Source organism: Ruegeria sp. E5 (genome assembly GCF_056534105.1).
Window position 1 is genome coordinate 12,989 of the sequence record NZ_JBQFPA010000005.1, and the last position, 23,171, is coordinate 36,159.

The 23,171-nt window shown below is 57.0% G+C and carries 30 protein-coding genes; 25 read left to right on the forward strand and 5 right to left on the reverse strand.

The window, feature by feature from the left end:
* The first annotated feature begins 2 nt into the window (after positions 1–2).
* The 8 genes from rplX to rpmD all read left to right on the forward strand — a co-directional run bounded on the left by rplX (position 3) and on the right by rpmD (position 3,401).
* Positions 3–314 (forward strand): 50S ribosomal protein L24, encoded by a 312-nt coding sequence (rplX, locus tag ACR0BI_RS17240; protein WP_223117091.1) that lies wholly within the window; start codon positions 3–5, stop codon positions 312–314.
* A complete protein-coding gene (gene rplE / locus ACR0BI_RS17245) occupies positions 307–867 on the forward strand; it encodes a 50S ribosomal protein L5 (RefSeq protein ID WP_170544316.1) in 561 nt (186 codons plus the stop codon). The genes rplX and rplE overlap by 8 nt, the downstream gene beginning before the upstream one ends.
* Before the next feature lie 19 nt (positions 868–886).
* On the forward strand, positions 887–1,192 hold the full coding sequence (gene rpsN, locus ACR0BI_RS17250) for a 30S ribosomal protein S14 (RefSeq protein ID WP_010437098.1): 306 nt from the start codon (positions 887–889) through the stop codon (positions 1,190–1,192).
* 13 nt (positions 1,193–1,205) lie between these two features.
* A complete protein-coding gene (gene rpsH, locus ACR0BI_RS17255; protein WP_010437099.1) occupies positions 1,206–1,598 on the forward strand; it encodes a 30S ribosomal protein S8 in 393 nt (130 codons plus the stop codon).
* A gap of 11 nt (positions 1,599–1,609) precedes the next feature.
* Positions 1,610–2,143: a 50S ribosomal protein L6 gene (gene rplF / locus ACR0BI_RS17260; protein WP_170392896.1), complete on the forward strand. Its 534-nt coding sequence runs from the start codon at positions 1,610–1,612 to the stop codon at positions 2,141–2,143.
* Positions 2,144–2,154: 11 nt separating this feature from the next.
* A complete protein-coding gene (gene rplR / locus ACR0BI_RS17265) occupies positions 2,155–2,514 on the forward strand; it encodes a 50S ribosomal protein L18 (protein WP_170392895.1) in 360 nt (119 codons plus the stop codon).
* A gap of 116 nt (positions 2,515–2,630) precedes the next feature.
* The gene (gene rpsE / locus ACR0BI_RS17270) at positions 2,631–3,200 is read left to right on the forward strand and encodes a 30S ribosomal protein S5 (RefSeq protein WP_155148691.1); all 570 of its coding nucleotides are present in this window, start codon (positions 2,631–2,633) and stop codon (positions 3,198–3,200) included.
* Positions 3,201–3,212: 12 nt separating this feature from the next.
* On the forward strand, positions 3,213–3,401 hold the full coding sequence (rpmD, locus tag ACR0BI_RS17275; RefSeq protein WP_170402795.1) for a 50S ribosomal protein L30: 189 nt from the start codon (positions 3,213–3,215) through the stop codon (positions 3,399–3,401).
* Between the two features lie 57 nt (positions 3,402–3,458).
* On the opposite strand, the gene petA is transcribed toward rpmD, so the two are convergent.
* On the reverse strand, positions 3,459–4,058 hold the full coding sequence (gene petA, locus ACR0BI_RS17280; RefSeq protein WP_480562676.1) for a ubiquinol-cytochrome c reductase iron-sulfur subunit: 600 nt from the start codon (positions 4,056–4,058) through the stop codon (positions 3,459–3,461).
* 312 nt (positions 4,059–4,370) lie between these two features.
* On the opposite strand from petA, the gene ACR0BI_RS17285 reads away from it, so the two are divergent.
* The 8 genes from ACR0BI_RS17285 to rplQ all read left to right on the forward strand — a co-directional run bounded on the left by ACR0BI_RS17285 (position 4,371) and on the right by rplQ (position 10,021).
* Positions 4,371–4,586: a DUF1127 domain-containing protein gene (locus ACR0BI_RS17285; protein ID WP_480562675.1), complete on the forward strand. Its 216-nt coding sequence runs from the start codon at positions 4,371–4,373 to the stop codon at positions 4,584–4,586.
* A gap of 200 nt (positions 4,587–4,786) precedes the next feature.
* Positions 4,787–5,260, forward strand: a complete 474-nt coding sequence (gene rplO / locus ACR0BI_RS17290) for a 50S ribosomal protein L15 (protein WP_170402786.1) — start codon at positions 4,787–4,789, stop codon at positions 5,258–5,260.
* Positions 5,261–5,369: 109 nt separating this feature from the next.
* On the forward strand, positions 5,370–6,734 hold the full coding sequence (gene secY / locus ACR0BI_RS17295) for a preprotein translocase subunit SecY (protein WP_170392890.1): 1,365 nt from the start codon (positions 5,370–5,372) through the stop codon (positions 6,732–6,734).
* Positions 6,731–7,375: an adenylate kinase gene (locus ACR0BI_RS17300; RefSeq protein ID WP_480562674.1), complete on the forward strand. Its 645-nt coding sequence runs from the start codon at positions 6,731–6,733 to the stop codon at positions 7,373–7,375. The genes secY and ACR0BI_RS17300 overlap by 4 nt, the downstream gene beginning before the upstream one ends.
* A gap of 200 nt (positions 7,376–7,575) precedes the next feature.
* A complete protein-coding gene (rpsM, locus tag ACR0BI_RS17305; RefSeq protein ID WP_480562673.1) occupies positions 7,576–7,944 on the forward strand; it encodes a 30S ribosomal protein S13 in 369 nt (122 codons plus the stop codon).
* A gap of 15 nt (positions 7,945–7,959) precedes the next feature.
* Positions 7,960–8,349: a 30S ribosomal protein S11 gene (gene rpsK / locus ACR0BI_RS17310; RefSeq protein WP_008757289.1), complete on the forward strand. Its 390-nt coding sequence runs from the start codon at positions 7,960–7,962 to the stop codon at positions 8,347–8,349.
* A gap of 114 nt (positions 8,350–8,463) precedes the next feature.
* Entirely contained in the window at positions 8,464–9,480 is a 1,017-nt protein-coding gene (locus ACR0BI_RS17315) for a DNA-directed RNA polymerase subunit alpha (RefSeq protein WP_010437127.1), read from the forward strand.
* Positions 9,481–9,598: 118 nt separating this feature from the next.
* Entirely contained in the window at positions 9,599–10,021 is a 423-nt protein-coding gene (gene rplQ, locus ACR0BI_RS17320; RefSeq protein WP_170392888.1) for a 50S ribosomal protein L17, read from the forward strand.
* An 87-nt stretch (positions 10,022–10,108) separates the two neighbouring features.
* Here the strand turns inward: rplQ and budA are convergent, their stop codons facing one another.
* Positions 10,109–10,897, reverse strand: a complete 789-nt coding sequence (gene budA, locus ACR0BI_RS17325; RefSeq protein ID WP_480562672.1) for an acetolactate decarboxylase — start codon at positions 10,895–10,897, stop codon at positions 10,109–10,111.
* Positions 10,898–11,125: 228 nt separating this feature from the next.
* Between budA and ACR0BI_RS17330 the strand changes: the two genes are divergently transcribed.
* The 9 genes from ACR0BI_RS17330 (at position 11,126) to ACR0BI_RS17370 (ending at position 21,136) form a co-directional block, all read left to right on the forward strand.
* On the forward strand, positions 11,126–12,511 hold the full coding sequence (locus tag ACR0BI_RS17330) for a trypsin-like peptidase domain-containing protein (protein WP_480562685.1): 1,386 nt from the start codon (positions 11,126–11,128) through the stop codon (positions 12,509–12,511).
* 3 nt (positions 12,512–12,514) lie between these two features.
* Positions 12,515–13,828 (forward strand): replication-associated recombination protein A, encoded by a 1,314-nt coding sequence (locus ACR0BI_RS17335; RefSeq protein ID WP_170392886.1) that lies wholly within the window; start codon positions 12,515–12,517, stop codon positions 13,826–13,828.
* 104 nt (positions 13,829–13,932) lie between these two features.
* Positions 13,933–14,976, forward strand: coding sequence for an RluA family pseudouridine synthase (locus ACR0BI_RS17340; RefSeq protein WP_170465255.1), 1,044 nt, complete (start codon positions 13,933–13,935; stop codon positions 14,974–14,976).
* Positions 14,973–15,644, forward strand: a complete 672-nt coding sequence (locus ACR0BI_RS17345) for an HAD-IA family hydrolase (RefSeq protein WP_170465253.1) — start codon at positions 14,973–14,975, stop codon at positions 15,642–15,644. Before ACR0BI_RS17340 ends, ACR0BI_RS17345 begins: the two co-directional genes overlap by 4 nt.
* Positions 15,645–15,648: 4 nt before the next feature.
* Positions 15,649–16,356 carry an ATP12 family protein gene (locus tag ACR0BI_RS17350; protein WP_170567416.1) on the forward strand — a complete coding sequence of 236 codons (708 nt, stop codon included), beginning with the start codon at positions 15,649–15,651 and terminating at the stop codon, positions 16,354–16,356.
* 206 nt (positions 16,357–16,562) lie between these two features.
* Entirely contained in the window at positions 16,563–17,582 is a 1,020-nt protein-coding gene (locus tag ACR0BI_RS17355; protein ID WP_170392882.1) for an amino acid ABC transporter substrate-binding protein, read from the forward strand.
* Positions 17,583–17,706: 124 nt separating this feature from the next.
* Complete coding sequence (locus tag ACR0BI_RS17360) at positions 17,707–18,975, forward strand: ABC transporter permease subunit (protein ID WP_170392881.1); 1,269 nt, start codon at positions 17,707–17,709, stop codon at positions 18,973–18,975.
* 1 nt (position 18,976) lies between these two features.
* A complete protein-coding gene (locus ACR0BI_RS17365) occupies positions 18,977–20,332 on the forward strand; it encodes an amino acid ABC transporter permease (RefSeq protein WP_170392880.1) in 1,356 nt (451 codons plus the stop codon).
* Between the two features lie 12 nt (positions 20,333–20,344).
* On the forward strand, positions 20,345–21,136 hold the full coding sequence (locus ACR0BI_RS17370) for an amino acid ABC transporter ATP-binding protein (RefSeq protein ID WP_304621965.1): 792 nt from the start codon (positions 20,345–20,347) through the stop codon (positions 21,134–21,136).
* 47 nt (positions 21,137–21,183) lie between these two features.
* Here the strand turns inward: ACR0BI_RS17370 and ACR0BI_RS17375 are convergent, their stop codons facing one another.
* The 3 genes from ACR0BI_RS17375 to ACR0BI_RS17385 are packed head-to-tail and all read right to left on the reverse strand — an operon-like array spanning position 21,184 to position 23,122.
* The gene (locus ACR0BI_RS17375; protein WP_480562671.1) at positions 21,184–21,681 is read right to left on the reverse strand and encodes a SixA phosphatase family protein; all 498 of its coding nucleotides are present in this window, start codon (positions 21,679–21,681) and stop codon (positions 21,184–21,186) included.
* On the reverse strand, positions 21,678–22,331 hold the full coding sequence (locus tag ACR0BI_RS17380; protein ID WP_170424565.1) for a ferredoxin: 654 nt from the start codon (positions 22,329–22,331) through the stop codon (positions 21,678–21,680). Before ACR0BI_RS17380 ends, ACR0BI_RS17375 begins: the two co-directional genes overlap by 4 nt.
* Positions 22,331–23,122 (reverse strand): sterol desaturase family protein, encoded by a 792-nt coding sequence (locus ACR0BI_RS17385; RefSeq protein WP_170567446.1) that lies wholly within the window; start codon positions 23,120–23,122, stop codon positions 22,331–22,333. Before ACR0BI_RS17385 ends, ACR0BI_RS17380 begins: the two co-directional genes overlap by 1 nt.
* Positions 23,123–23,171 lie beyond the last annotated feature (49 nt).

The following is a 23,171-nucleotide window of genomic DNA, read 5'->3' on the forward strand; positions in this document are numbered from 1 at the left end:
TCATGGCTGCTAAACTCCGCAAAGGCGACAAGGTCGTCGTGCTGGCCGGCAAGGACAAGGGCAAAGAGGGGACTATCACCTCGGTTGACCCTAAAGCCGGTAAAGCTGTTGTCGATGGCATCAACATCGCCATCCGCCACACCCGTCAGTCGCAAACCTCGCAAGGTGGTCGCCTGCCTCAGGCAAACCCGATCGAGCTGTCGAACCTGGCACTGCTGGACAAAAACGGCAAAGCAACCCGCGTTGGCTTCCGCATGGAAGGCGACAAGAAAGTGCGCTTCGCCAAGACCACAGGGGACTTGATCGATGCTTGATACCGCAACCTACACCCCGCGTCTGAAAGCTCAGTACGCCGAAACCATCCGTGCCGCTCTGAAAGAAGAGTTCGGCTATAAGAACGACATGCAGCTGCCCAAGCTGGAAAAAATCGTTCTGAACATCGGTTGTGGTGCTGAGGCCGTCAAAGACTCGAAAAAAGCGAAAGCTGCTGTCGAAGATCTGACTGCGATTGCTGGCCAGAAGGCCGTTGCAACCAAGGCGAAGAAGTCGATCGCGGGTTTCCGCGTCCGTGAAGACATGCCGCTGGGTGCGAAAGTGACCCTGCGCGGCGACCGGATGTACGAATTCCTGGATCGTCTGATCACCATCGCGATGCCTCGCGTTCGTGACTTCCGCGGTGTGAAGCCGTCTTTCGATGGTCGTGGCAACTTTGCCATGGGCATGAAAGAGCACATCGTGTTCCCGGAAATCGACTTCGACAAGGTCGACGAGGTCTGGGGCCTGGATATCGTAATTGCCACCACAGCGAAAACCGACGCTGAAGCAAAGGCATTGTTGAAAGCATTCAACATGCCGTTCAACGCGTAAGCGCCGGGAGGATTGAGACATGGCTAAAAAAGCAATGATCGAACGCGAGAAGAAGCGCGAACGCCTGGTGGCCAAATATGCCGCAAAGCGTGCCGAGCTGAAAGAAATCGCGAATGACGAGAGCAAGCCGATGGAAGAGCGTTTCAAAGCGCGTCTGAAACTGGCGAAACTGCCGCGTAACAGCTCGGCTACCCGTCTGCACAACCGTTGTCAGCTGACCGGTCGTCCCCACGCTTACTACCGTAAGCTGAAGGTCAGCCGTATCGCGCTGCGCGAGCTGGGTTCTGCTGGTCAGATCCCCGGCATGGTGAAATCGAGCTGGTAAGGGAGACATAGATATGAATGATCCTATCGGCGATATGCTCACCCGTATCCGCAACGCGCAAATGCGCGGCAAGTCCACCGTTTCCACCCCGGCTTCCAAGCTGCGCGGCTGGGTTCTGGACGTGCTGGCGGACGAAGGTTACATCCGTGGCTACGAAGCGACGACCGGTGAAAACGGTCATCCGGCCATCGAAATCAGCCTGAAATACTACGAAGGCACCCCTGTTATTCGCGAACTCAAGCGGGTTTCCAAGCCTGGCCGTCGCGTCTACATGGGCGTCAATGACATCCCGCAGGTCCGTCAGGGTCTGGGTGTGTCGATTGTCAGCACTCCGAAAGGTGTGATGTCGGATGCAAACGCTCGCTCCAACAATGTTGGCGGCGAAGTGCTCTGCACCGTCTTCTAAGGAGGTCTGCAATGTCTCGTATTGGTAAAAAACCGGTCGAGCTGCCCAGCGGCGTTACCGCCTCTGTGTCGGGTCAGACCATCGAAGTGAAAGGTCCGAAAGGCACCCGTAGCTTCACCGCCACCGACGACGTTACGTTGTCGGTTGAAGACAACGTGGTCAAGATCGATCCCCGTGGCATGTCCAAGCGTGCGCGTCAGCAGTGGGGCATGAGCCGCACCATGGTCGCCAATCTGGTTGAAGGCGTAACAAACGGCTTCAAAAAAGAGCTGGAGATCCAGGGTGTTGGCTACCGGGCTCAGATGCAGGGCAACACCCTGAAGCTGAACCTGGGTTACAGCCACGATGTTGATTTCACTGCTCCGGAAGGTGTCACCATCACCGCGCCGAAGCAGACCGAGATCGTTGTGGAAGGTATCGACCAGCAGCAGGTGGGCGAAGTCGCGGCCAAAATCCGCGAATGGCGCCGTCCCGAGCCGTACAAAGGCAAGGGCATCCGCTATAAGGGCGAGTTCATCTTCCGCAAAGAAGGCAAGAAGAAGTAAGGACGCAAACAATGGCAAACAGCAAAAGAACCCTGTTTCTGAAGCGCCGCCTGCGCGTTCGGAACAAACTTCGCAAGGTCAACGCGGGTCGTCCGCGTCTGTCCGTACACCGTTCGAACAAGAACATCTCTGTTCAGCTGATCGACGACGTACGTGGCGTGACCCTGGCCGCAGCCTCGACCCTGGAAAAGGATCTGGGCGTTGTGGGCAAGAACAACGTCGAAGCGGCCACCAAAGTGGGCGCGGCCATCGCCGAGCGTGCCAAAAAGGCGGGCGTCGAAGAGGCCTATTTCGATCGTGGCGGTTTCCTGTTCCACGGCAAGGTGAAGGCTCTGGCCGACGCTGCGCGTGAAGGTGGTCTGAAGATCTAAGACTTGCGGGCAGCTTTGCGGCTGCCCCGATGATCCGGGGGCCTCGGCGACAGTCGGGGCTCACTTGGATTGAACTAAACGGCGCCGCATGCGCCACATGAGAAAAGGGATGCCAAATGGCAGAACGTGAAAACCGTCGGGGCCGTGGCCGCGACCGTGAAGAAGCACCGGAATTTGCAGATCGTCTGGTCGCAATCAACCGTGTGTCGAAAACCGTAAAAGGTGGTAAGCGCTTTGGCTTCGCCGCTCTGGTGGTTGTCGGCGATCAGAAAGGCCGCGTCGGCTTTGGCAAAGGTAAAGCGAAAGAAGTACCTGAGGCCATCCGCAAGGCAACCGAACAAGCCAAGCGTCAGATGATCCGCGTGCAACTGCGCGAAGGTCGGACCCTGCACCACGACATCGAGGGCCGTCACGGCGCTGGTAAAGTGGTTATGCGCACCGCACCTGAAGGTACTGGTATCATCGCCGGTGGTCCGATGCGTGCTGTGTTCGAAATGCTGGGCGTCAAGGACGTTGTGTCCAAGTCGCTGGGCTCGCAGAACCCGTACAACATGATCCGCGCCACCATCAACGGCCTGCAGAAAGAGCAGAGCCCGCGTTCGGTTGCCGCACGTCGTGGCAAAAAGGTTGCTGACATCCTGCCCAAGCGGGACGAAGCACCGGCTGCTGCTGAAGCAGAAGCATAAGGAGAGCGACCCATGGCAAAAACCATCGTCGTCAAGCAGATCGGCTCCCCGATCCGCCGCCCCGCCGAACAGCGCGCAACCCTGATCGGCCTGGGCCTGAACAAGATGAACAAAACCCGTGAGCTGGAAGACACTCCTTCGGTCCGCGGCATGGTCAACAAGATCCCGCATTTGGTTGAGATCATCGAAGAGCGCGGCTAAGCGTAACTTCTTTGCAAGATTTGAAACGCCTCCGATTTTCGGGGGCGTTTTTTTAGTTTACCAATCAGCTGGGTGCAATTCACGAACCGCTTTTTCGTTGCTGAAATTGTCGTGAGAACGGACTTCCAGAATATTATCCGAAAGAAAGCGCACAGGCGGTACCGGTAGGTTTTCTGGTGCCGGACCTGCCCGAACACGACCTGCTGAATCGTATCGCCCACCATGTGATGGGCAATTGATCCAGTAGGGATCGCCCCTCAAGGGCTGCATTGTAGGCATGGTGACAAGCCCGAGATGTGTGCAGATGGGGCGGTATACTAACCATTGGCCATTATCACCGAATGATCGGTTGGCATCCGTTGCAGGTGCATCTGCGCGCAGATTTGCGTTTCGTGCAAATTTATCCGGTAATTCGACTAGAGGCGTCGAGCGCGCCGCCTCAACCTCTTCTTGCGTTCTGTATCTGACAGTGACTGGACCGTCCCGAAACTTGATCAGTAATTGTTGGCCAGGAGTCAGCCCGGTCAGATCGACCTTCGCTACCTCGACGGGCCGAGAGCGTCTATACCGTTCGCTCCACGTTTGTGGAGATGCAGCGCTGTAAGGCACGGTCAGACAGGTTGCACCGCCAAATATCAAGAATTCCCTGCGTATCATAATACATGCACCCTGATTTCAAACGATTATACCAATGTTCGGAACTGATTGGAGAAGAATTGCTACGGTTTTTTGTCATCGCATTCTAAAACGTGAATTCTGCAAGACCTACATAGAGTTGTGTTGTTTGAATAAGTCTGCAGGAGTTTGGCGCTGAGCTTATCTGGGTGTTTTAACATTCCTAAAACGCATACCGGCTAGACCAAAACACGCGTTGTTAGCGGTACCCAACACTCCTATCTGAGCGTTGTCCACAAAGGAACACATGGAAACGCCCGGGGAATACGCCTCGGTACAGAAAGGATTAGAAATATGGCACATACAGCTACTCTGATACATGGCGGCTTCAATCTGCGAGGCCGTATCGCGGCCTTCGTTGAAGGCATGAAAGAAACCCGCGCGCGCGCGATCGAATACAACCGCACCTATTCCGAGCTTCAGCGCCTCAGCAATCGCGAGCTGGACGATATCGGTATTCGTCGGTGCGACATCGCTGATATCGCGCGTGAGCACGCGTACTGCTCGTAAGACACCTACCACTCACGAAGAAAGGGGCGCCGGACCGGCGCCTCTTTTGGTTTTGGCAGTTGTGATACAACAAACCTTGCAACCGAAGGCGCGACGCTGTAGAGCGCTCCGGTGGCATCGCGCCACGAGAATCAAAACCAAGAAACGCCGTGGTTGGCCCATCACGCTTCGGGGGTCACATCCGGCTTAGGAGAAGCGATATGAAACTGAACGAATTGCGCGACAACCCTGGCGCCGCACCGAAACGCACTCGCGTTGGCCGTGGTCCCGGTTCCGGCAAAGGTAAAATGGGTGGCCGTGGTATCAAAGGCCAGAAATCCCGTTCGGGTGTGGCCATCAATGGCTACGAAGGCGGCCAGATGCCGCTCTATCAGCGTCTGCCCAAGCGTGGCTTCAACAAGCCGAACCGCAAGGAATTCGCTGTTATCAACCTGGGCCTGATCCAGAAATTCGTCGACGCCGGCAAGCTGGACGCCAAAGCTGCGATCACCGAAGATGCACTGGTTGCCTCCGGTCTGGTTCGTCGCAAGCTGGACGGTGTCCGCGTTCTGGCCAAAGGTGAAATCACCGCCAAAGTGAACCTGGAAGTCACAGGTGCTTCGAAATCTGCTGTTGAGGCAGTTGAGAAAGCGGGCGGTTCACTGACGGTCACAAAAGCTGCTGCGGCAGAGTAAGCGCTTGTGAGCGGGCCAAGACCCGCTTACATAGACCTCAGAGTTTTCCAAGACGCCGCCCGAGCCGGAAAACGGTTCCGGGCGGTGTTTTCATAAGAGAGACCGATTTATGGTATCAGCAGCAGAACAAATGGCAGCCAACACAAGCTGGGCTGCTTTGGGCAAAGCCACCGATCTGCGCAACCGCATCCTGTTCACGCTGGGTTTGTTGATCGTCTATCGTCTGGGCACCTTCATTCCGGTCCCAGGTATCGACGGGCAAGCCCTGCGTGAGTTCATGGAGCAAGCGGGGCAGGGCATCGGCGGCATGGTTTCGATGTTCACCGGCGGGGCGCTGGGGCGGATGGGTATCTTTGCCCTCGGCATCATGCCCTATATCTCGGCCTCGATCATCGTGCAGCTGCTGACATCGATGGTTCCCGCGCTCGAACAGCTCAAGAAAGAGGGCGAGCAAGGGCGCAAGAAGATCAACCAATACACCCGTTTCGGTACCGTGGCTCTGGCCACCGTTCAGGCTTATGGTCTGGCGGTTTCGTTGGAATCGGGCGATCTTGCGACCGATCCGGGCATGTTCTTCCGTATGTCGACCATGATCACTTTGGTCGGCGGCACCATGTTTCTGATGTGGCTGGGCGAGCAGATCACCGCACGCGGCATCGGTAACGGTATCTCTCTGATCATCTTCGTTGGCATTATTGCCGAGGTTCCCGCCGCTCTGGCGCAGTTCTTCGCTTCGGGCCGCAGCGGTGCGATCAGCCCCGCCGTGATCGTGGGTGTGATCATCATGGTCATCGCCGTGATCACCTTTGTGGTGTTCATGGAGCGGGCCCTGCGCAAGATCCATATCCAATACCCGCGCCGTCAGGCTGGTATGAAAGTCTACGAAGGCGGCTCCAGCCACCTGCCGGTCAAAGTGAACCCGGCGGGTGTGATCCCTGCGATCTTTGCAAGCTCGCTGCTGTTGCTGCCGGTAACGATCTCGACCTTCTCGTCGGGCGCCACAAATGGCCCGGTGATGTCGTGGCTGCTGGCCAACTTCGGCCCCGGACAGCCGCTTTATCTGCTGTTCTTCGCTTCGATGATCGTGTTCTTCGCCTATTTCTACACGTTCAACGTTTCGTTCAAGCCGGACGATGTGGCGGACAACCTGAAAAAGCAGAACGGTTTTGTGCCGGGTATCCGTCCCGGCAAGAAGACCGCCGAGTATCTGGAATACGTCGTCAACCGCGTGCTGGTTCTGGGTTCGGCCTATCTGGCGGCCGTTTGTCTGCTGCCTGAAATCCTGCGGGGCCAGTTTGCTATCCCGTTCTATTTCGGCGGCACCTCGGTTCTGATTATCGTCTCTGTGACCATGGACACGATCCAACAAGTCCAGAGCCACCTGCTGGCGCATCAATACGAAGGGCTGATTGAAAAGTCCCAGCTGCGCGGCAAAGGCAAGAAACGCGGCAGAAAGGGAGCTGCTCGTCGATGAACATCATTCTTCTCGGCCCCCCGGGGGCAGGCAAAGGAACGCAGGCGCGTCACCTGGTTGAAACCCGCGGTATGGTGCAACTCAGCACCGGAGACATGCTGCGCGAGGCCAAAACCTCGGGCACGGTGATGGGCCAGAAGGTTGCTGCGATAATGGACGCGGGTAAGCTGGTCACCGATGAGATCGTGATCGGCCTAATCGAAGAGAAACTGACCACCGAAAAAGGCGCCGGTTTCATCTTTGACGGCTTCCCCCGGACGTTGGCACAGGCCGACGCGCTGTCGGCTCTGCTGACCAAGCTGGGCCAGTCGCTGCATACGGTGATCGAGATGCGTGTGGATGATGACGCGCTGGTGGACCGGATTACGGCGCGGTCAACCTGCGGCGGATGTGGGGAGGTCTATAACGACAACACCAAACCGATTCCTGCGGATCGCAAATGCACCAATTGCGGTAAGGAAAATGACTTCGTCCGTCGTGCCGACGACAACGAAGACAGCCTGCGTACGCGCTTGATGGAATACTACAAGAAGACCTCTCCGCTGATTGGTTACTACTACGCCAAAGGCGATCTGCGTCCGGTGAACGGGCTGGCGGATATCAAGGAAGTCACCGCGTCGATTGAGGCGGTTCTTGGCTGATATCAATATGGGCTTGACGGCACCGCCAAAAGCCCATATCGACCCCCATCCCTAAAGGGAATCAAAACCGCATGCGGGATTCGTCCCAATTGCCCCGACCACCTCGAATAATACTGGACCCTCTGGCGTCACTGCCACGGTCAAGTGTTGTGAAAAAAGGTTCCGGAGTTACGGAACCGCAACAAAAAGGAAAGTGACACGTGGCACGTATTGCCGGCGTAAACATCCCGACTACAAAGCGGGTACCAATCGCCCTCACATATATCACCGGTATCGGAAACACCTCGGCCAAAGCAATCTGCGAAGCCGTAGGCATCGAAGCGCACCGTCGCGTCAACGAACTGTCCGACGCCGAAGTTCTGGCCATCCGCGAGCACATCGATGCAAACTTCACCGTCGAAGGTGACCTGCGTCGTGAAGTTCAGATGAACGTCAAGCGCCTGATGGACCTGGGCTGCTATCGCGGTCTGCGTCACCGCCGCAACCTGCCGGTTCGCGGTCAGCGTACCCACACCAATGCTCGTACCCGCAAAGGCCCCGCAAAGGCCATTGCCGGTAAGAAGAAATAAGGGAGGGTCTGACTGATGGCACGTGACAAGACTCGCGTTAAGCGCAAAGAGCGTAAGAACATCGCATCGGGCGTTGCCCATGTGAACTCGACCTTCAACAACACCAAGATCCTGATCTCGGACGTACAGGGCAACGCCATCTCGTGGTCGTCTGCCGGTACCATGGGCTTCAAGGGATCGCGGAAATCGACCCCCTACGCCGCTCAGATGGCTGCAGAAGATGCAGGCAAAAAGGCGCAGGAACATGGCGTCAAGACGCTGGAAGTCGAAGTTCAGGGCCCCGGTTCGGGTCGTGAATCGGCTCTGCGTGCGCTGGCTGCAGTGGGCTTCAACATCACGTCGATCCGCGATGTGACACCGATTGCTCACAACGGCTGCCGTCCGCCGAAGCGTCGTCGCGTCTAAGCGATTTTGAATTAGGCTGGGGCTGTGTTTTTGCACGGCCCCAGCACGTCATTTTGAACCTCGGGCGTCTGCACCTTGTTGGTCATGGGGCGCGGACAGGAATGGAGGGATTACATGATCCACAAGAATTGGGCAGAATTGATCAAGCCGACCCAACTGGACGGCAAGCCGGGCAACGACCCTGCACGTCAGGCAACCCTGGTTGCCGAGCCGCTTGAGCGTGGCTTTGGTCTGACCCTGGGCAACGCGCTGCGCCGCGTTCTGATGAGCTCGCTGCAAGGTGCGGCCATCACCAGCGTTCAAATCGACAACGTCCTGCACGAGTTCTCCTCGGTTGCGGGCGTACGTGAAGACGTCACCGACATCATCCTGAACCTCAAAGGCGTGTCGCTGCGCATGGAAGTCGAAGGGCCCAAGCGCCTGTCGATCAATGCCAAAGGCCCCGCAGTTGTCACCGCTGGCGACATCAGCGAAAGCGCTGGCATCGAGGTTCTGAACCGCGATCACGTCATCTGCCACCTGGACGATGGCGCAGACCTGTTCATGGAGCTGACCGTCAACACCGGCAAGGGCTATGTCTCGGCTGAGAAGAACAAGCCCGAAGACGCACCCATCGGCCTGATCCCGATCGACGCGATCTACTCGCCGGTCAAAAAGGTTGCCTATGACGTTCAGCCGACCCGTGAAGGTCAGGTTCTGGACTATGACAAGCTGACCCTGAAAATCGACACCGACGGTTCGATCACGCCCGAGGATGCGCTGGCATTTGCCGCACGCATCCTGCAGGATCAGCTGTCAATCTTCGTCAACTTCGATGAGCCGGAATCGGCTGGCCGCCAGGACGAAGACGATGGTCTGGAGTTCAACCCGCTGCTGCTGAAGAAAGTGGACGAGCTGGAACTGTCGGTCCGTTCGGCAAACTGCCTGAAGAACGACAACATCGTTTACATCGGCGATCTGATCCAGAAGACCGAAGCCGAGATGCTGCGCACTCCGAACTTCGGCCGCAAGTCGCTGAACGAGATCAAGGAAGTGCTGTCCGGTATGGGTCTGCACCTCGGCATGGATGTCGAGGACTGGCCGCCCGACAACATCGAAGATCTGGCCAAAAAATTCGAAGACGCGTTCTAAGCGCGTCTTCACAAATGCCCGGGCTGCCGGGGACCATATGGGCACTTCCGCCCCAAGGAGAGCCGGTGACACGCATCGCCGGCCAGACAAAGCAAAACGCGAAAGAAGGAACTAGAAAATGCGTCACGCACGTGGTTATCGCCGCCTGAACCGTACTCATGAGCACCGCAAAGCTCTGTTTGCAAACATGGCTGGCTCGCTCATCGAGCATGAGCAAATCAAAACAACTCTGCCCAAGGCAAAAGAACTGCGCCCGATCGTTGAAAAACTGATCACTCTGGGCAAGCGCGGCGACCTGCACGCCCGCCGTCAGGCCGCAGCACAGCTGAAAGAAGACAAAGACGTCGCCAAGCTGTTCGAAGTTCTGGGCCCTCGTTACGCCGAGCGTCAGGGCGGTTATGTCCGTATCCTAAAAGCAGGCTTCCGCTATGGTGACATGGCACCGATGGCGATCATCGAATTCGTTGACCGCGACATCGACGCCAAAGGCGCAGCTGACAAAGCTCGTGTTGCCGCCGAAGAGGCCGCAGACGAAGAATAAGCCTTGGCTATATCTGAGTTTCAGCCCCCGCGTCGCAGACGCGGGGGTTTTCTTTTGCTCTGTGTGAAAATCCAAGGCGGTTTAAATTTAATTGCTTTCGGCTTTCAGAATACCATCCGTCGACGCTCCCGCGGACAAATTGGCGTCAGAGAAATCCTCTGTCTCTGGCAGTTCCAGATGAAGAGACGACGTGTGATCGATTTCGATCTTTCCCCGGGTCAATGTATAATCAAGTACGTGCCCACCGGTGGTCCGGTCGTCAGAGATGAAATGCAAGTGGTAACCCGGTACGCCAATCCCGACTGCGTAGTCAGGGCAGCGGAACCCGAGAATAGTTCCCTCCACGTTTTCCAATTCAAACTCGGCCTGCGTTTTGACCACTTCCAGCAAAGGTTTGTATGGCCGTTCCTGTTTCAAAACGTTTCGATACCTAATGTGTTTGATCAATCCGGTGAAACGAACCGCATAAAACAAGTTCTTTGCATCGGCCATGTCATCCAAACCCTCCTCGAAACCGGATTTGTTAACAGGAGAATCCAACGCAAGCGAAATCGTCGGTTCAAAGTCAATGACGGCTGCGTATGGTGTCAGCGCGCCGTTATCCGCAATTGTCGCTTTGCCTTCCCCATCCAGGCGATAAGCGACACCATCCAGCACCACCATTTCTCCGTCCAGGGCGTTGAAGGTACCGAGACCGAAATCTCCGTGTTCCAGCAGCTGACCGATGGAAACAGTCCCGTCATAGACTCCCTGCATGACGGCACTCAGTAGTGAGGCCTGGTAATACTCGTGGGCGTGCTCTTCCCGCACAAAGCTCTTATTTCGATGATGAGAGGCAAGGGCCGTTGCAAAGGTCAATTCCCGGTCTTTGTGCATGGTCGTTCCCTCTGATTGGATTCAGCGCCAAGTCCAACACATAGCACAACTCCCTGTGAAACTTTTGCAACGCTTTGCGAAGCCATAATGCTCAAGCAGGATATTTGTGCGAATAGCTCAAAAGAAAGCGGTAGGTCCTCTGCATTGTCGAAGGCAGCGGGTTATGTCGCTTGCAATCTTTGCATCGGCCCCGCATATCCGGTTGGCGATATTGCCGGAGGGCCGATGATGCTAAGACTATTGTGTTCCCTAGTATTGCTGATGGGCGCAATACCGGCAGCCGCAGAGACGCAGGTACCAAAAAGCCAGACCGAAATCAGCCTCGGGTTCGCCCCTGTCGTAAAGCAGGCTGCCCCGGCGGTTGTGAACATCTACGCCAAGATTGTTCGCGAAGGGCGGGCAAATCCGCTATTTTCTGACCCGTTCTTTCAGGACTTCTTTGGCCGTGGATTTGGGACGCCACGCCCCCGTGTGCAGAATTCGCTCGGCTCCGGCGTGATCCTCACTGGTGATGGGTATGTGGTGTCAAACTACCACGTTGTGGGGATGGCATCGGAAATTCAGGTCGTGACTACCGACCGTCGTGAATTCACTGCCGAAGTCGTTCTGGGTGACAAAGAAAGCGACATTGCAATCTTGCGGTTGGAAGAGGCAAACGATCTGCCGTTCCTGCAGATGCGCGATTCCGATCAGGTTGAAGTAGGAGAGCTGACGCTGGCGATTGGCAACCCCTTCGGCGTTGGCCAAACTGTTTCGTCAGGTATTATTTCAGGGCTGGCGCGCACAGGAACCGCAACCGGAAACGCACGAGGGTACTTCATTCAAACCGATGCGGCGATCAACCCGGGCAATTCCGGTGGCGCGCTGATCGATGTGAATGGTGATCTGATTGGTATCAATACTTCAATCCTGACCCGCTCGGGCGGGTCGAACGGTATCGGCTTTGCCATTCCGGCCAATTTGGTAGCCGAATTCCTTCGGCAGGCGCAGTCTGGCAACGAAAGCTTCGTAAGTCCTTGGGCAGGAATGGCCGGTCAACACATGAGCGCGGACATAGCCGAGTCTCTGGGTATGGCCATCCCTCTAGGTGTGGTGATTTCTGACTTGCATGAACTGAGTCCGCTGGCAGAAGCGGGTCTGCGGGTCGGTGACGTTGTCACTCATGTCGACGGAGACGAGGTGAATTCTCCGGCCGAGATGAAATTTCGCATGGCTGTTGCCGGGGTAGGTGGAAAGTCGGTCCTGACTCGGCTGCGGGGCGAAGACCGCTCGGATATTGAAGTGGCGCTGATCAAACCGCCTGAAACGCCTGCGGCGGATGAGACTACGCTGGACGAGGATACGGTCATGCCAGGTCTGATCGTTTCGGGCGTAAATCCGGCGGTGATCATAAAGCTTGGCTTGTCGCTGTCTCAGACCGGCGTCGTGGTGGTTGATCCGAGCCGCTATGGCGGCCGCGCAGGATTGCGTGTGGGCGATGTCGTTAAAGGTATCAACGGAACCAGAACCGAGACACCGGAGGATATCGTTCAGGCCCTGACCGATCCAGGTCGCCGGGTACAGATGGAGGTTGAGCGGGGAAGCCGGTTAATCTCATTGCGGTTTCGGTTGTGATCCGTGAGTGATTTGTTCGATACCGGTTCTGCGGAACCAACCGCTTCGCCGCACAGGCCGCTTGCGGATCGCTTGCGCCCACAATCCCTGTCTGAGGTGATCGGGCAAGAGCAGGTTTTGGGACCAGATGCGCCATTGGGGGTGATGCTCGCGTCAGGTAGTCTGTCCAGCCTGATCTTCTGGGGCCCGCCGGGTGTGGGAAAGACAACCATCGCCCGGTTGCTGGCGCAGGAGACCGATCTGCATTTCGTGCAGATCAGCGCGATTTTTACCGGTGTGCCGGATCTGAAGAAGGTATTTGAGGCTGCTAAAATCCGTCGTCAAAACGGGCAGGGCACCTTGTTATTTGTTGACGAAATCCATCGTTTCAATAAAGCGCAACAGGACGGGTTTCTGCCGCATATGGAGGACGGCACGATCCTATTGGTTGGCGCGACGACCGAAAACCCTTCCTTCGAGTTGAACGCGGCGGTACTCAGCCGGTCTCAGGTGCTGGTTCTGGAACGCCTTAGCCTTGCTGATCTTGAGCGTTTGACACAACGCGCCGAGAAAGAGCTTGACCGCGCCTTGCCGCTAACGTCTGCCGCCCGCGAGGCGCTGCAGGAGATGGCGGATGGCGACGGTCGCGCACTACTGAACCTGATTGAACAGGTTGCTGCTTGGAAAGTGGACGCCGATCTGGACCCGGATGCATTGTCGACGCGCCTGATGCGGCGGGCCGCAAAATACGACAAATCGGGGGATGAGCATTATAATCTGATCTCAGCCCTGCACAAATCGGTGCGTGGATCGGACCCTGACGCGGCGCTGTATTGGTTTGCGCGGATGCTGACCGGCGGCGAAGACCCGCGCTATCTGGCGCGGAGGATCACGCGGATGGCGGTTGAAGATATCGGTTTGGCCGATCCTCAGGCGCAATCGATCTGCCTGCACAGTTGGGAAACCTATGAACGGCTCGGCTCGCCCGAGGGCGAGTTGGCACTGGCGCAGGCGTTGGTGTATCTGGCTCTCGCTCCGAAATCGAACGGGGCCTATGTGGGGTATAAGGCGGCGATGCGGCTGGCCAAGCAATCGGGCAGTGAACCGCCACCCAAACATATCCTGAACGCTCCGACATCGCTGATGAAGGATCAGGGATATGGTGCAGGGTATGCCTATGACCACGATGCCGAAGATGGGTTCTCGGGTCAGAACTATTTCCCGGATGATATGAAGCGCCCGGTTCTCTATCAGCCGGTAGAGCGTGGTTTTGAGCGCGAGCTGAAAAAACGGCTGGAATACTTCGCCAAGCTGAGAACGCAACGCAATCAGGGCTAGACTTGACTCTGCACCCGATGCGCGCGACAGACGCGCATGATTTCTAAGGCACTGAAACAAGCACAATCCGGGCGGATCAGCCGTGCGGAACAAGGGGCAATGGCATGAGCGGCGTACAGGTGATCACCGTAGCAGAGGGCGATGGCGACCAGAGGCTGGATCGTTGGCTGCGCCGCCTGTTTCCTCATGTCAGCCAGGGCCGGATCGAGAAGATGTGCCGCAAGGGTGAATTGCGCGTAGATGGCAGTCGGGTCAAAGCTTCGACGCGGCTAGAGGTCGGGCAGTCCGTGCGCGTGCCGCCGCTGCCAGACGCCGACCATAAGCCCGCTGTCGTAAAGCATCGTGTTTCGGACGCTGACGCAAAGATGATCCAGTCTTGCGTGATTTATGAAGACGATCACGTGCTGGCGCTGAACAAGCCGCATGGCTTGCCAGTTCAGGGTGGCAGCGGTCAAACCCGCCATGTGGACAGCCTGTCCGAAGCGTTGCGCTTTGGGTATGAAGAGAACCCGCGCCTTGTGCATCGTTTGGATAAGGACACATCTGGCGTTCTGCTGATGGCCCGTACGCGCGAGGCCGCCAAAGGGCTGACAGCAGCCTTCCGGCACCGAAACACCCAAAAGATCTATTGGGCGCTGGTAGCTGGTGTACCAACTCCGTACCTGGGCGAAATCAAGACCGGGCTGGTCAAGGCTCCGGGACATGGCAAACAGGGTGAAGGCGAGAAGATGATCGCTGTTCATCCGAGCGAGGTGAACGATACGCCCGGCGCGAAACGTGCGCATACGCTCTATGCAACGCTGTATCGCGTTGCAGGGCGGGCAGCCTGGGTCGCGATGGAGCCGGTGACGGGGCGGACCCATCAGCTGCGCGCACATATGGCGGCGATCGGCCACCCGATCATTGGCGATGGGAAATATGGCGGCTCGGGGCAGGAAAATCTCGGCGATGGCTGGGGCGCGCAGTTGGGAGGTATCATCAGCAAAAAGCTGCATCTCCACGCCCGCAGCCTGTCCTTTGAACACCCGATGACCCGCAAACCCATCTCGCTTACGGCGCCTTTACCGGATCATATGAAACACAGCTGGGATACGCTGGGCTGGACCGAAGACCTCGCTGCAGATGATCCGTTTGAGGAGTTGCGATGAACGCTCCATTGCGGCTGGTCCTGTTTGATGTGGATGGCACTCTGGTCGATAGTCAGGGTGCCATTGTTTCGGCAATGACTGCCTGTTTTCAGGCGCAGTCACTGCCGGTCCCGGATCGTGACGCCATCCTGTCCATCGTCGGTTTATCTCTGCCCCATGCAATGGCGCGTCTGGCAGCAGATCAGTCCGAGCGGATACAAAGCGCATTGGTTGACGGATATAAGCAGGCCTATCACGCGCAAAGGTTGGAGCAGGGCGCCGCAAGCTCGCCGCTTTATCCCGGTGCGCGCCAAGTGATTGAGGCTCTTCACGCTCAGCCCGAGGTTCTTTTGGGAGTGGCCACAGGCAAATCTCAGCGCGGGCTTGATGCGCTGCTTGAAGGGCATGGGTTGCAGCAGCATTTCATTACTCGTCAGGTTGCAGATCACCACCCGTCCAAGCCGCACCCGTCGATGATAGAAACAGCTTTGGCTGAAACGGGCGTGCCGGCTGCGCAAGCCGTCATGGTGGGCGACACCAGCTTTGACATGGATATGGCCGCAGCCGCGCAAGTTGCCGGGATCGGTGTCAGCTGGGGTTATCACGATCGTCGGGCACTGACGACCGCAACACATGTGATCGAAACATTCGAAGAATTGCCAGGCGCACTGGCCAAGATCTGGGGCTAAAGAGATGAGCGACTGGAAACCCAAACGCTTCTGGACGACAAGCACGGTCGTTGAGACCGACGGGGGCTATACGGTTGAACTGGATGGTCGGCGGGTCAAAACGCCCGCCAAGGCTGCGCTGGACCTGCCCACGCGCCCTATGGCCGAGGCCGTTGCCCGGGAATGGGATGCACAGGAAAAGGAAATTGATCCGACCACGATGCCATTCACCCGTTCGGCCAATGCGGCGATCGACAAGGTGCGGCACCAGCATGGTGAGGTTGCCGATATGCTGGCCGATTACGGCGACTCGGATCTGTTGTGTTATCGGGCGACCCATCCCGAAACGTTGCAGCAGCGGCAGTCCGAGGCCTGGGATCCTGCATTGGATTGGGCTGCGGACGTGCTGGGCGCGCGGTTGATCCCGCGTGCAGGGGTGGTGCATCAACCGCAAGCTGCCGAGGTGCTGCACGGCCTGCGTGACCGGGTGCATGGACTGAATGCGTTCCAGCTGGCGGCGTTTCATGACCTCGTCAGCCTGTCGGGATCATTGATTCTTGGTTTCGCGGCAGCCCAGAATTGGCGCAAACCGGACGAGATATGGCGCATTTCTCGACTGGACGAGCTTTGGCAGATCGAACAATGGGGCCACGACGATGAGGCACATGCCGCCGCCGAAGTGAAACGGGCCGCCTTTCTGCACGCAAAGCAGTTCTTTGACCTCTCGTTCTGAGACGGATTCTCGTCAAATCGTGAATTTGTGTCCGATTCTGCCCGAAAAGACCTATCGTTTTCCCTGATCCAGCCCTTGACGTTTGTTGATGAATACGCCCAAACTCGGGCCACTAAAGGGGAGACACCTTTTGGGTAACCTTTCTGGCGCCTATGCGCCGGATCGAACCGTTCTATTCAGGGATGGAAAATCAGGAAGAGGTAAAAATGAAAAAATCCGTAATTTTGGGCGTGGCAACCATTGCCGGCCTGGCTGCTGGCGCGGCTGCAGCGGGTACCGTTGACGACGTGAAAGCCCGCGGCAAGCTGAACTGCGGCGTTGCAACCGGCGTACCCGGCTTTGCCAGCCCCGATGCCAATGGTGAGTGGCAGGGTTTTGACGTGGCCGTATGCCGCGCGGTAGCCGCTGCCGTTCTGGACGACCCAAGCGCCGTTGAGTTCATCCCGACCACCGGTAAAACACGTTTCACCGCGCTGGCTTCGGGCGAGATTGACATGCTGGCCCGTAACACCACGTGGACCTTCAGCCGCGACGTCGACCTGAAGTTCGAATTCGTCGGCATCAACTACTACGATGGTCAGGGCTTCATGGTTCCCAAGGCACTGGGCGTCAGCTCGGCCAAGGAACTGGACGGTGCAACCGTTTGCATCCAGACCGGCACCACAACTGAGCTTAACCTGGCGGATTTCTTCCGCATCAACAACATGAGCTACGAGCCGGTTCCGATCGAAACCAACGCCGAAGCGCAGCAGCAGTATCTGGCTGGTGCCTGTGACGTTTACACCACCGACGCATCGGGTCTGGCTGCTACGCGCGCCACCTTTGAAAACGCAGGCGACCACGTGATCCTGCCCGAAATCATCTCGAAAGAGCCGCTGGGCCCGCTTGTCCGTCATGGCGATCACGAGTGGGGCGATGTGGTCCGCTGGACCCTGAACGCACTGATCGCAGCGGAAGAGCTGGGTGTAACCTCGGCGAACATCGACGAGATGTCCAGCGGTGCCACCGACAACCCAGAGGTAAACCGCCTGTTGGGTACCGAAGGTACGCTGGGTGAGATGCTGGGTCTGGACGCGAACTGGGCACAGCGCGCGATCAAAGTCGGCGGTAACTACGGCGAAGTGTTTGCCAAGAACATCGGCGAGGAAACCCCGATCGGTCTGGCACGCGGCCTGAACGCACAGTGGACCGATGGTGGCCTGCTGTACGCACCGCCTTTCCGCTAAGATCCACGGAAAAGGGCGCGGGGGAACCCGCGCCCTTTTTCCTTCCATAAGAAACACGCCCGGAACGATCTGAGCAGAGGCAAACTCTGCCAACATCCGGGATGCACGGGGATATACATAGGTCATGACGACACTCACTGACCCGCCGAAGGAGCACTTCCGGCTGTCCATGCTCCTTTATGATACGCGGTACCGATCTGCGACCATTCAGGTCATAGCGATGATCGGTTTCATGCTTCTGGCAGCCTGGATTATCAACAACACCATTCAGAACCTTGAAACGCTGGGCAGAACAGTCGGGTTCGACTTTTTTGCCGAACCGGCCAGCTATGACATCAACCAACGCCTGCTGGAATACGACTCGCGCGATACACATCTGCGCGCGGCGTTTATAGGCCTGCTAAACACTCTGGTTGTTGCAGTTCTGGGCTGTATCACAGCAACGATCATCGGTGTCATGGTCGGTGTTTTGCGCCTGTCGAATAACTGGCTGATCGCGCGGATCATGACAGTCTATGTCGAGATGTTCCGTAACGTTCCAGTGCTGCTTTGGATCGTGTTCGCCATGGCGATCCTGATTGAAAGCCTGCCAGCACCGCGCGCCTTCCGAGGTGAAAACCCAGAAGCCACGATGGATCTTTTTGGCACGGTCGCGGTCACAAATCGCGGTGTCTATATCCCCGAGTTTCTGTTCTCGCGCGGATTGGGCGATATCCACCTTTTCGGTACATCAAGCCTGCGCTTTGATGTTTCGCTTGACCTGATCGCCTTCCTGATCGTGTTTGGCGGCAGCATCTTTGCGATGCGCAAGGTTTCGGCCTGGGCCAATTCAACGCAAGAAAAGACTGGCGATCGCCCGACCATCTGGCACATCCAACTGGGCCTTTTGTTCGTGCCATCAGCCATCCTGCTGGGCGTTCTGGGTTTTCACCTGGGCTACCCTGAGCTGAAAGGCTTCAACTTCAGCGGCGGTACCCACCTTCGTAACTCGCTGATTGCCTTGTGGCTGGCCCTGTCGCTGTACACTGCGGCATTCATCGCCGAGATCGTGCGCGCCGGTATTCTGGCCATTTCCAAGGGTCAGACCGAGGCCGCATCCGCACTGGGCCTGCGCCCGGGCCGGACCATGCGTCTGGTGATCTTGCCGCAGGCGTTGCGGGTGATCATCCCGCCAATGATCTCGAACTATCTGAACCTGACCAAGAACTCGTCGCTGGCGATCGCGGTCGGATATATGGACATCACGGGTACGCTGGGTGGCATCACCATGAACCAAACCGGTCGCGAGCTGGAATGCGTTCTGCTGCTGATGCTGGTCTACCTGTCCATCTCGCTGAGCATTTCGGCGGTGATGAACTGGTACAACAACCGTGTCAAACTGGTGGAGCGGTAATATGAGTGATGTTTCATTTGTCCGCACGGAAATGTTGCCGGAACAGGCACCACCCGCCTCCGAGGTCGGTGTACTGGGCTGGATCAAGCATAACCTGTTTTCAAGCTGGCTGAACGCCATCCTGACGATCGTATCGCTGGTCTTCATCTACTATGTGCTCTCCAACATCCTGTCCTGGACGTTCGAATCCGTTTGGAACGCCAATTCCCTGTCGGAATGTCGTGAGATCATGATGGCCACCTGGGGCGATACGCATGGTCATGCCTGCTGGGGTGTGATCAAGGATCGTTGGCTACAGCTGCTATATGGGTTCTATCCGCCGTATCCGGCGCATCCGGATGCCACATGGTCGAACCCGCCTGAAACAGGGGCATGGCCGGCCTATTTCCGTCCGAACCTGACCTTCATCCTGTTGTTGGTTGCTATTGCGCCAGTGTTGTTCACTAAGGTGCCGCGTAAGCTGTTGATTGTAACGGCGGCTTATCCGTTCCTGCTGCCTTGGCTGATGTGGGGTGGGTCGATCTGGGGGCCGCTCATGGTCGCCGCCGGATTTGCCATCGGGTATTTCGCGTACAAGTTTGCGCTTCCGGTTGCCGGGTCTCTTGCCGCGATTATCCTTGCGATTGCGCTGCCCATACTATGGTGGCTGTTTGCTGCCGGTTCCGTGGCTGACGCAATCAATGCAATCATTCCGATCGGTATCGCGCCGGTGGAAAGCCGCGACTTTGGTGGCTTTATGCTAGCGATCCTGTTGGGTGTCGTGGCCATTGGTGTTTCGCTGCCTATCGGTATCGTGCTGGCGCTGGGTCGTCAGTCCGATCTGATGATCGTCAAATACCTGTGCGTGGGCTTTATCGAGTTCATTCGGGGCGTGCCGCTGATTACCCTGCTGTTTGTGGCATCGCTTTTGCTGAACCTGTTCCTGCCGCCGGGCACTAATTTTGACATCATCCTGCGGGTGATGATCATGATGACCCTGTTCTCGGCCGCCTATATGGCCGAGGTGATCCGGGGTGGTCTGGCTGCCCTGCCGCGTGGTCAGTACGAAGGCGCAGACAGTCTGGGCCTGAACTACTGGCAGGCGCAGCGGCTGATCATCATGCCACAGGCGCTGAAAATCTCGATCCCGGGCATCGTGAGCACGTTCATCGGTATTTTCAAGGATACGACTTTGGTCTCGATCATCGGTCTGTTCGACGTGATTGGCCTGACCAACGGCATCCGCGCCGATACCGCCTGGAACGGCGTCTACTGGGAACTGTTTGCCTTTATCGGCGTTCTGTTCTTCGTGGTTTGCTTCTCCATGTCCCGTTATTCCATGTACCTGGAGCGCAAGCTTCAGACTGGCCACCGTTAAGGAGTTCAACACATGTCTGAACTTGCAATTGAACGCGAAATCGACCGCTCCAAAATGCAGGTGAGCGACGAAATCGCCATCGAAATCACCAATATGAACAAGTGGTACGGTGCCTTCCACGTGCTGCGCGATATCAATCTGACCGTCAATCAGGGCGAGCGGATTGTGATCGCGGGGCCGTCGGGGTCGGGCAAGTCTACCCTGATCCGCTGCCTGAACGCGCTGGAGGAACACCAGCAAGGCACGATCATCGTGGACGGGACCGAACTGTCGAATGACCTGAAAAACATCGACAAGATCCGGTCCGAGGTTGGCATGGTGTTCCAGCACTTCAACCTGTTCCCGCACCTGACCATTCTGGAAAACTGCACGCTGGCCCCGATCTGGGTGCGCAAGACGCCAAAGAAAGAGGCCGAAGAACGCGCGATGCATTTCCTGGAAAAGGTGAAAATTCCGGAACAGGCCGACAAGTATCCCGGCCAGCTTTCGGGTGGTCAGCAGCAGCGTGTGGCGATTGCCCGTTCGCTGTGCATGATGCCGCGGATCATGTTGTTCGATGAACCGACATCGGCGCTGGACCCCGAGATGATCAAAGAGGTGCTCGACACCATGATCGAACTGGCCGAGGAAGGCATGACCATGTTGTGCGTCACGCACGAGATGGGCTTTGCCCGTCAGGTCGCCAACCGTGTGATCTTTATGGATGCCGGTCAGATCGTGGAACAGAACGAACCGGAAGAGTTCTTCAACAACCCGCAGAGCGAACGGACCAAGTTGTTCCTCAGCCAGATACTGGGACACTAAATTCGGATCAGAAAACCAAGAAGGCGGGGTGTCGACCTCGCCTTTTTCTATTCCAGCAGCTCGCGTGGGATCGTGAAGCCCAGAACCTCACCCTGATGCCATTCGAGCGCATTCCAGTCGGGGATATCGAACCGGATTACATTCGTTGCACAAGTCGGATAGTCGTAGAATCTCGAATGATCGGGCTGGTTGCGTACCAGCCGATTTGCAAATGCAGCGATGCCGGGATTATGCCCCAGCATTAGTACGGTATTGCCGGTGGCTGTGGCCAATTCGGCGAACATCTCATCGGGGCCTGTCAGATACAAGGCGGGGGTAAAGCGGATTTCCGGGGTGCTCAGCCCCAGCCTGTCCCACGTTTCCCGGGTGCGCTTGGCGCTTGAGCAGATAACGTCATCCGGCAGCCAGCCATTGCTTTGCAGCCACGCCCCAATCGCGGGGGCCGATTTGCGTCCTCGATTGTTCAACGGGCGGTCGTGATCTTCGGCAAAGGGATCGCCCCAACTGGACTTGGCATGGCGCATTAGGATCAGTGTGCGGGTCATGATCGGTGAAATGCTTTCATGTGATGCGCAGATTGCTCTGGCTGGCGCTCTGCGCCGGCGCTGAGAGGGCAGGCGAGCCGGGCAAGGCAGCCTTTATTCATGCAGCTGTGTCCCGCTTTGGTATCGAGATGATCATGACAGGCTGCCACGTCATAGAAGCTGTGGGTGTTCAATGCCCCAACCGGACAGGTTGTTGCACAAGGCGCGGGGCATTCTGTGCAGGGTGACGATTGAGAAACGGATGGAATTGAGAACTCATCCGCAAAATGCAACGCACCACGGAATGACATCATCATCCCTACCGTATCGTGCACCAGGGCCCCGACCGGGCTGCTGAAGGTGCGACCGGACTTAAGTGCCCAGTCAATGAAGGGTGCGTATGGTGGGCCGCCGAACGGATAGTAGGCGGTGCCCCTCATGTCCCGCGCAAGCTGGCCGATCACCCGTCTGGACCAGCGATCAACCGGGTCGGGTTGGCCATCCTGCCACTCAGCCGAGGCCTTCAGAGCGGGCCAGAATGCCCCCGCAGCCCCCAGAAGGATTAGGGTTCCGTCATCAAGTTGCTTTGCTTCACTGGGCCTTGGATGAAGTGCACCCATAACTATCAGCCCAACCTGAGTGGCTGCTCGTTCGACATTGGCGTAGGTCATCAACGGCGGAAGGGCAGAGCCAGGCTCCAGCCCAGTTTTGTTGGTCGATCGTCCTGCCATTCCAATCCCACGCTCATTTGTTCGTGCCCGTCCCGAGGTTGTGCGATGTAAGTCCCCAGCATTCGGTCCCAGATAGACAGTGCAAAGCCATAATTGCTGTCATGCTCTGTTCGGAATACCGAATGATGTACGCGATGCATATCGGGTGTCACAAGAATCCTACGTACCACAGCGTCAACGGCAAGGGGGAGCTTCAAGTTTGAATGATTGAACAACGCTGTGCCATTAAGAAGGATCTCGAACAGGAACACAGCCAGGGCGCTGGCGCCGAGCAGATAGATTAGCCCGATTTTCAGGATCATGGACAACGCGATTTCAACAGGGTGAAAGCGGACTGCAGTAGTGACGTCCATGTCTCGGTCGGCGTGATGCACACGATGTAGCCGCCAAAGGATTGGCACCTTGTGGGTAATCAGATGCTGTAGCCAGATTGCAAAGTCCAGAATCAGCACACACAGAATAAGCTCAACCCACCCTGGCCAGGCGAGCCAATTAAAAACGCCCAATCCATTTTTCCCGGCATCAATGGCAGCGCCAACTGCCAATAAGGGCAACCCAATCGCCATAGTCCTGAGCATCAGTGTGTTCAAAACAGTGATTGATAGATTGGTTAGCCACCGATTTTTTCGCGAACAGGTTCGTAAGCGTTTTGGCGCAATTGTCTCTGCCGCCGCAAACAAAACAAACAGGATCAAAAACACGCTTAGGCGAAATAGGGGCTCGTTCTCCATACATTCACAATCGGGCATGTTAATGCCCGGTGCAAGATGTTGAAGATCA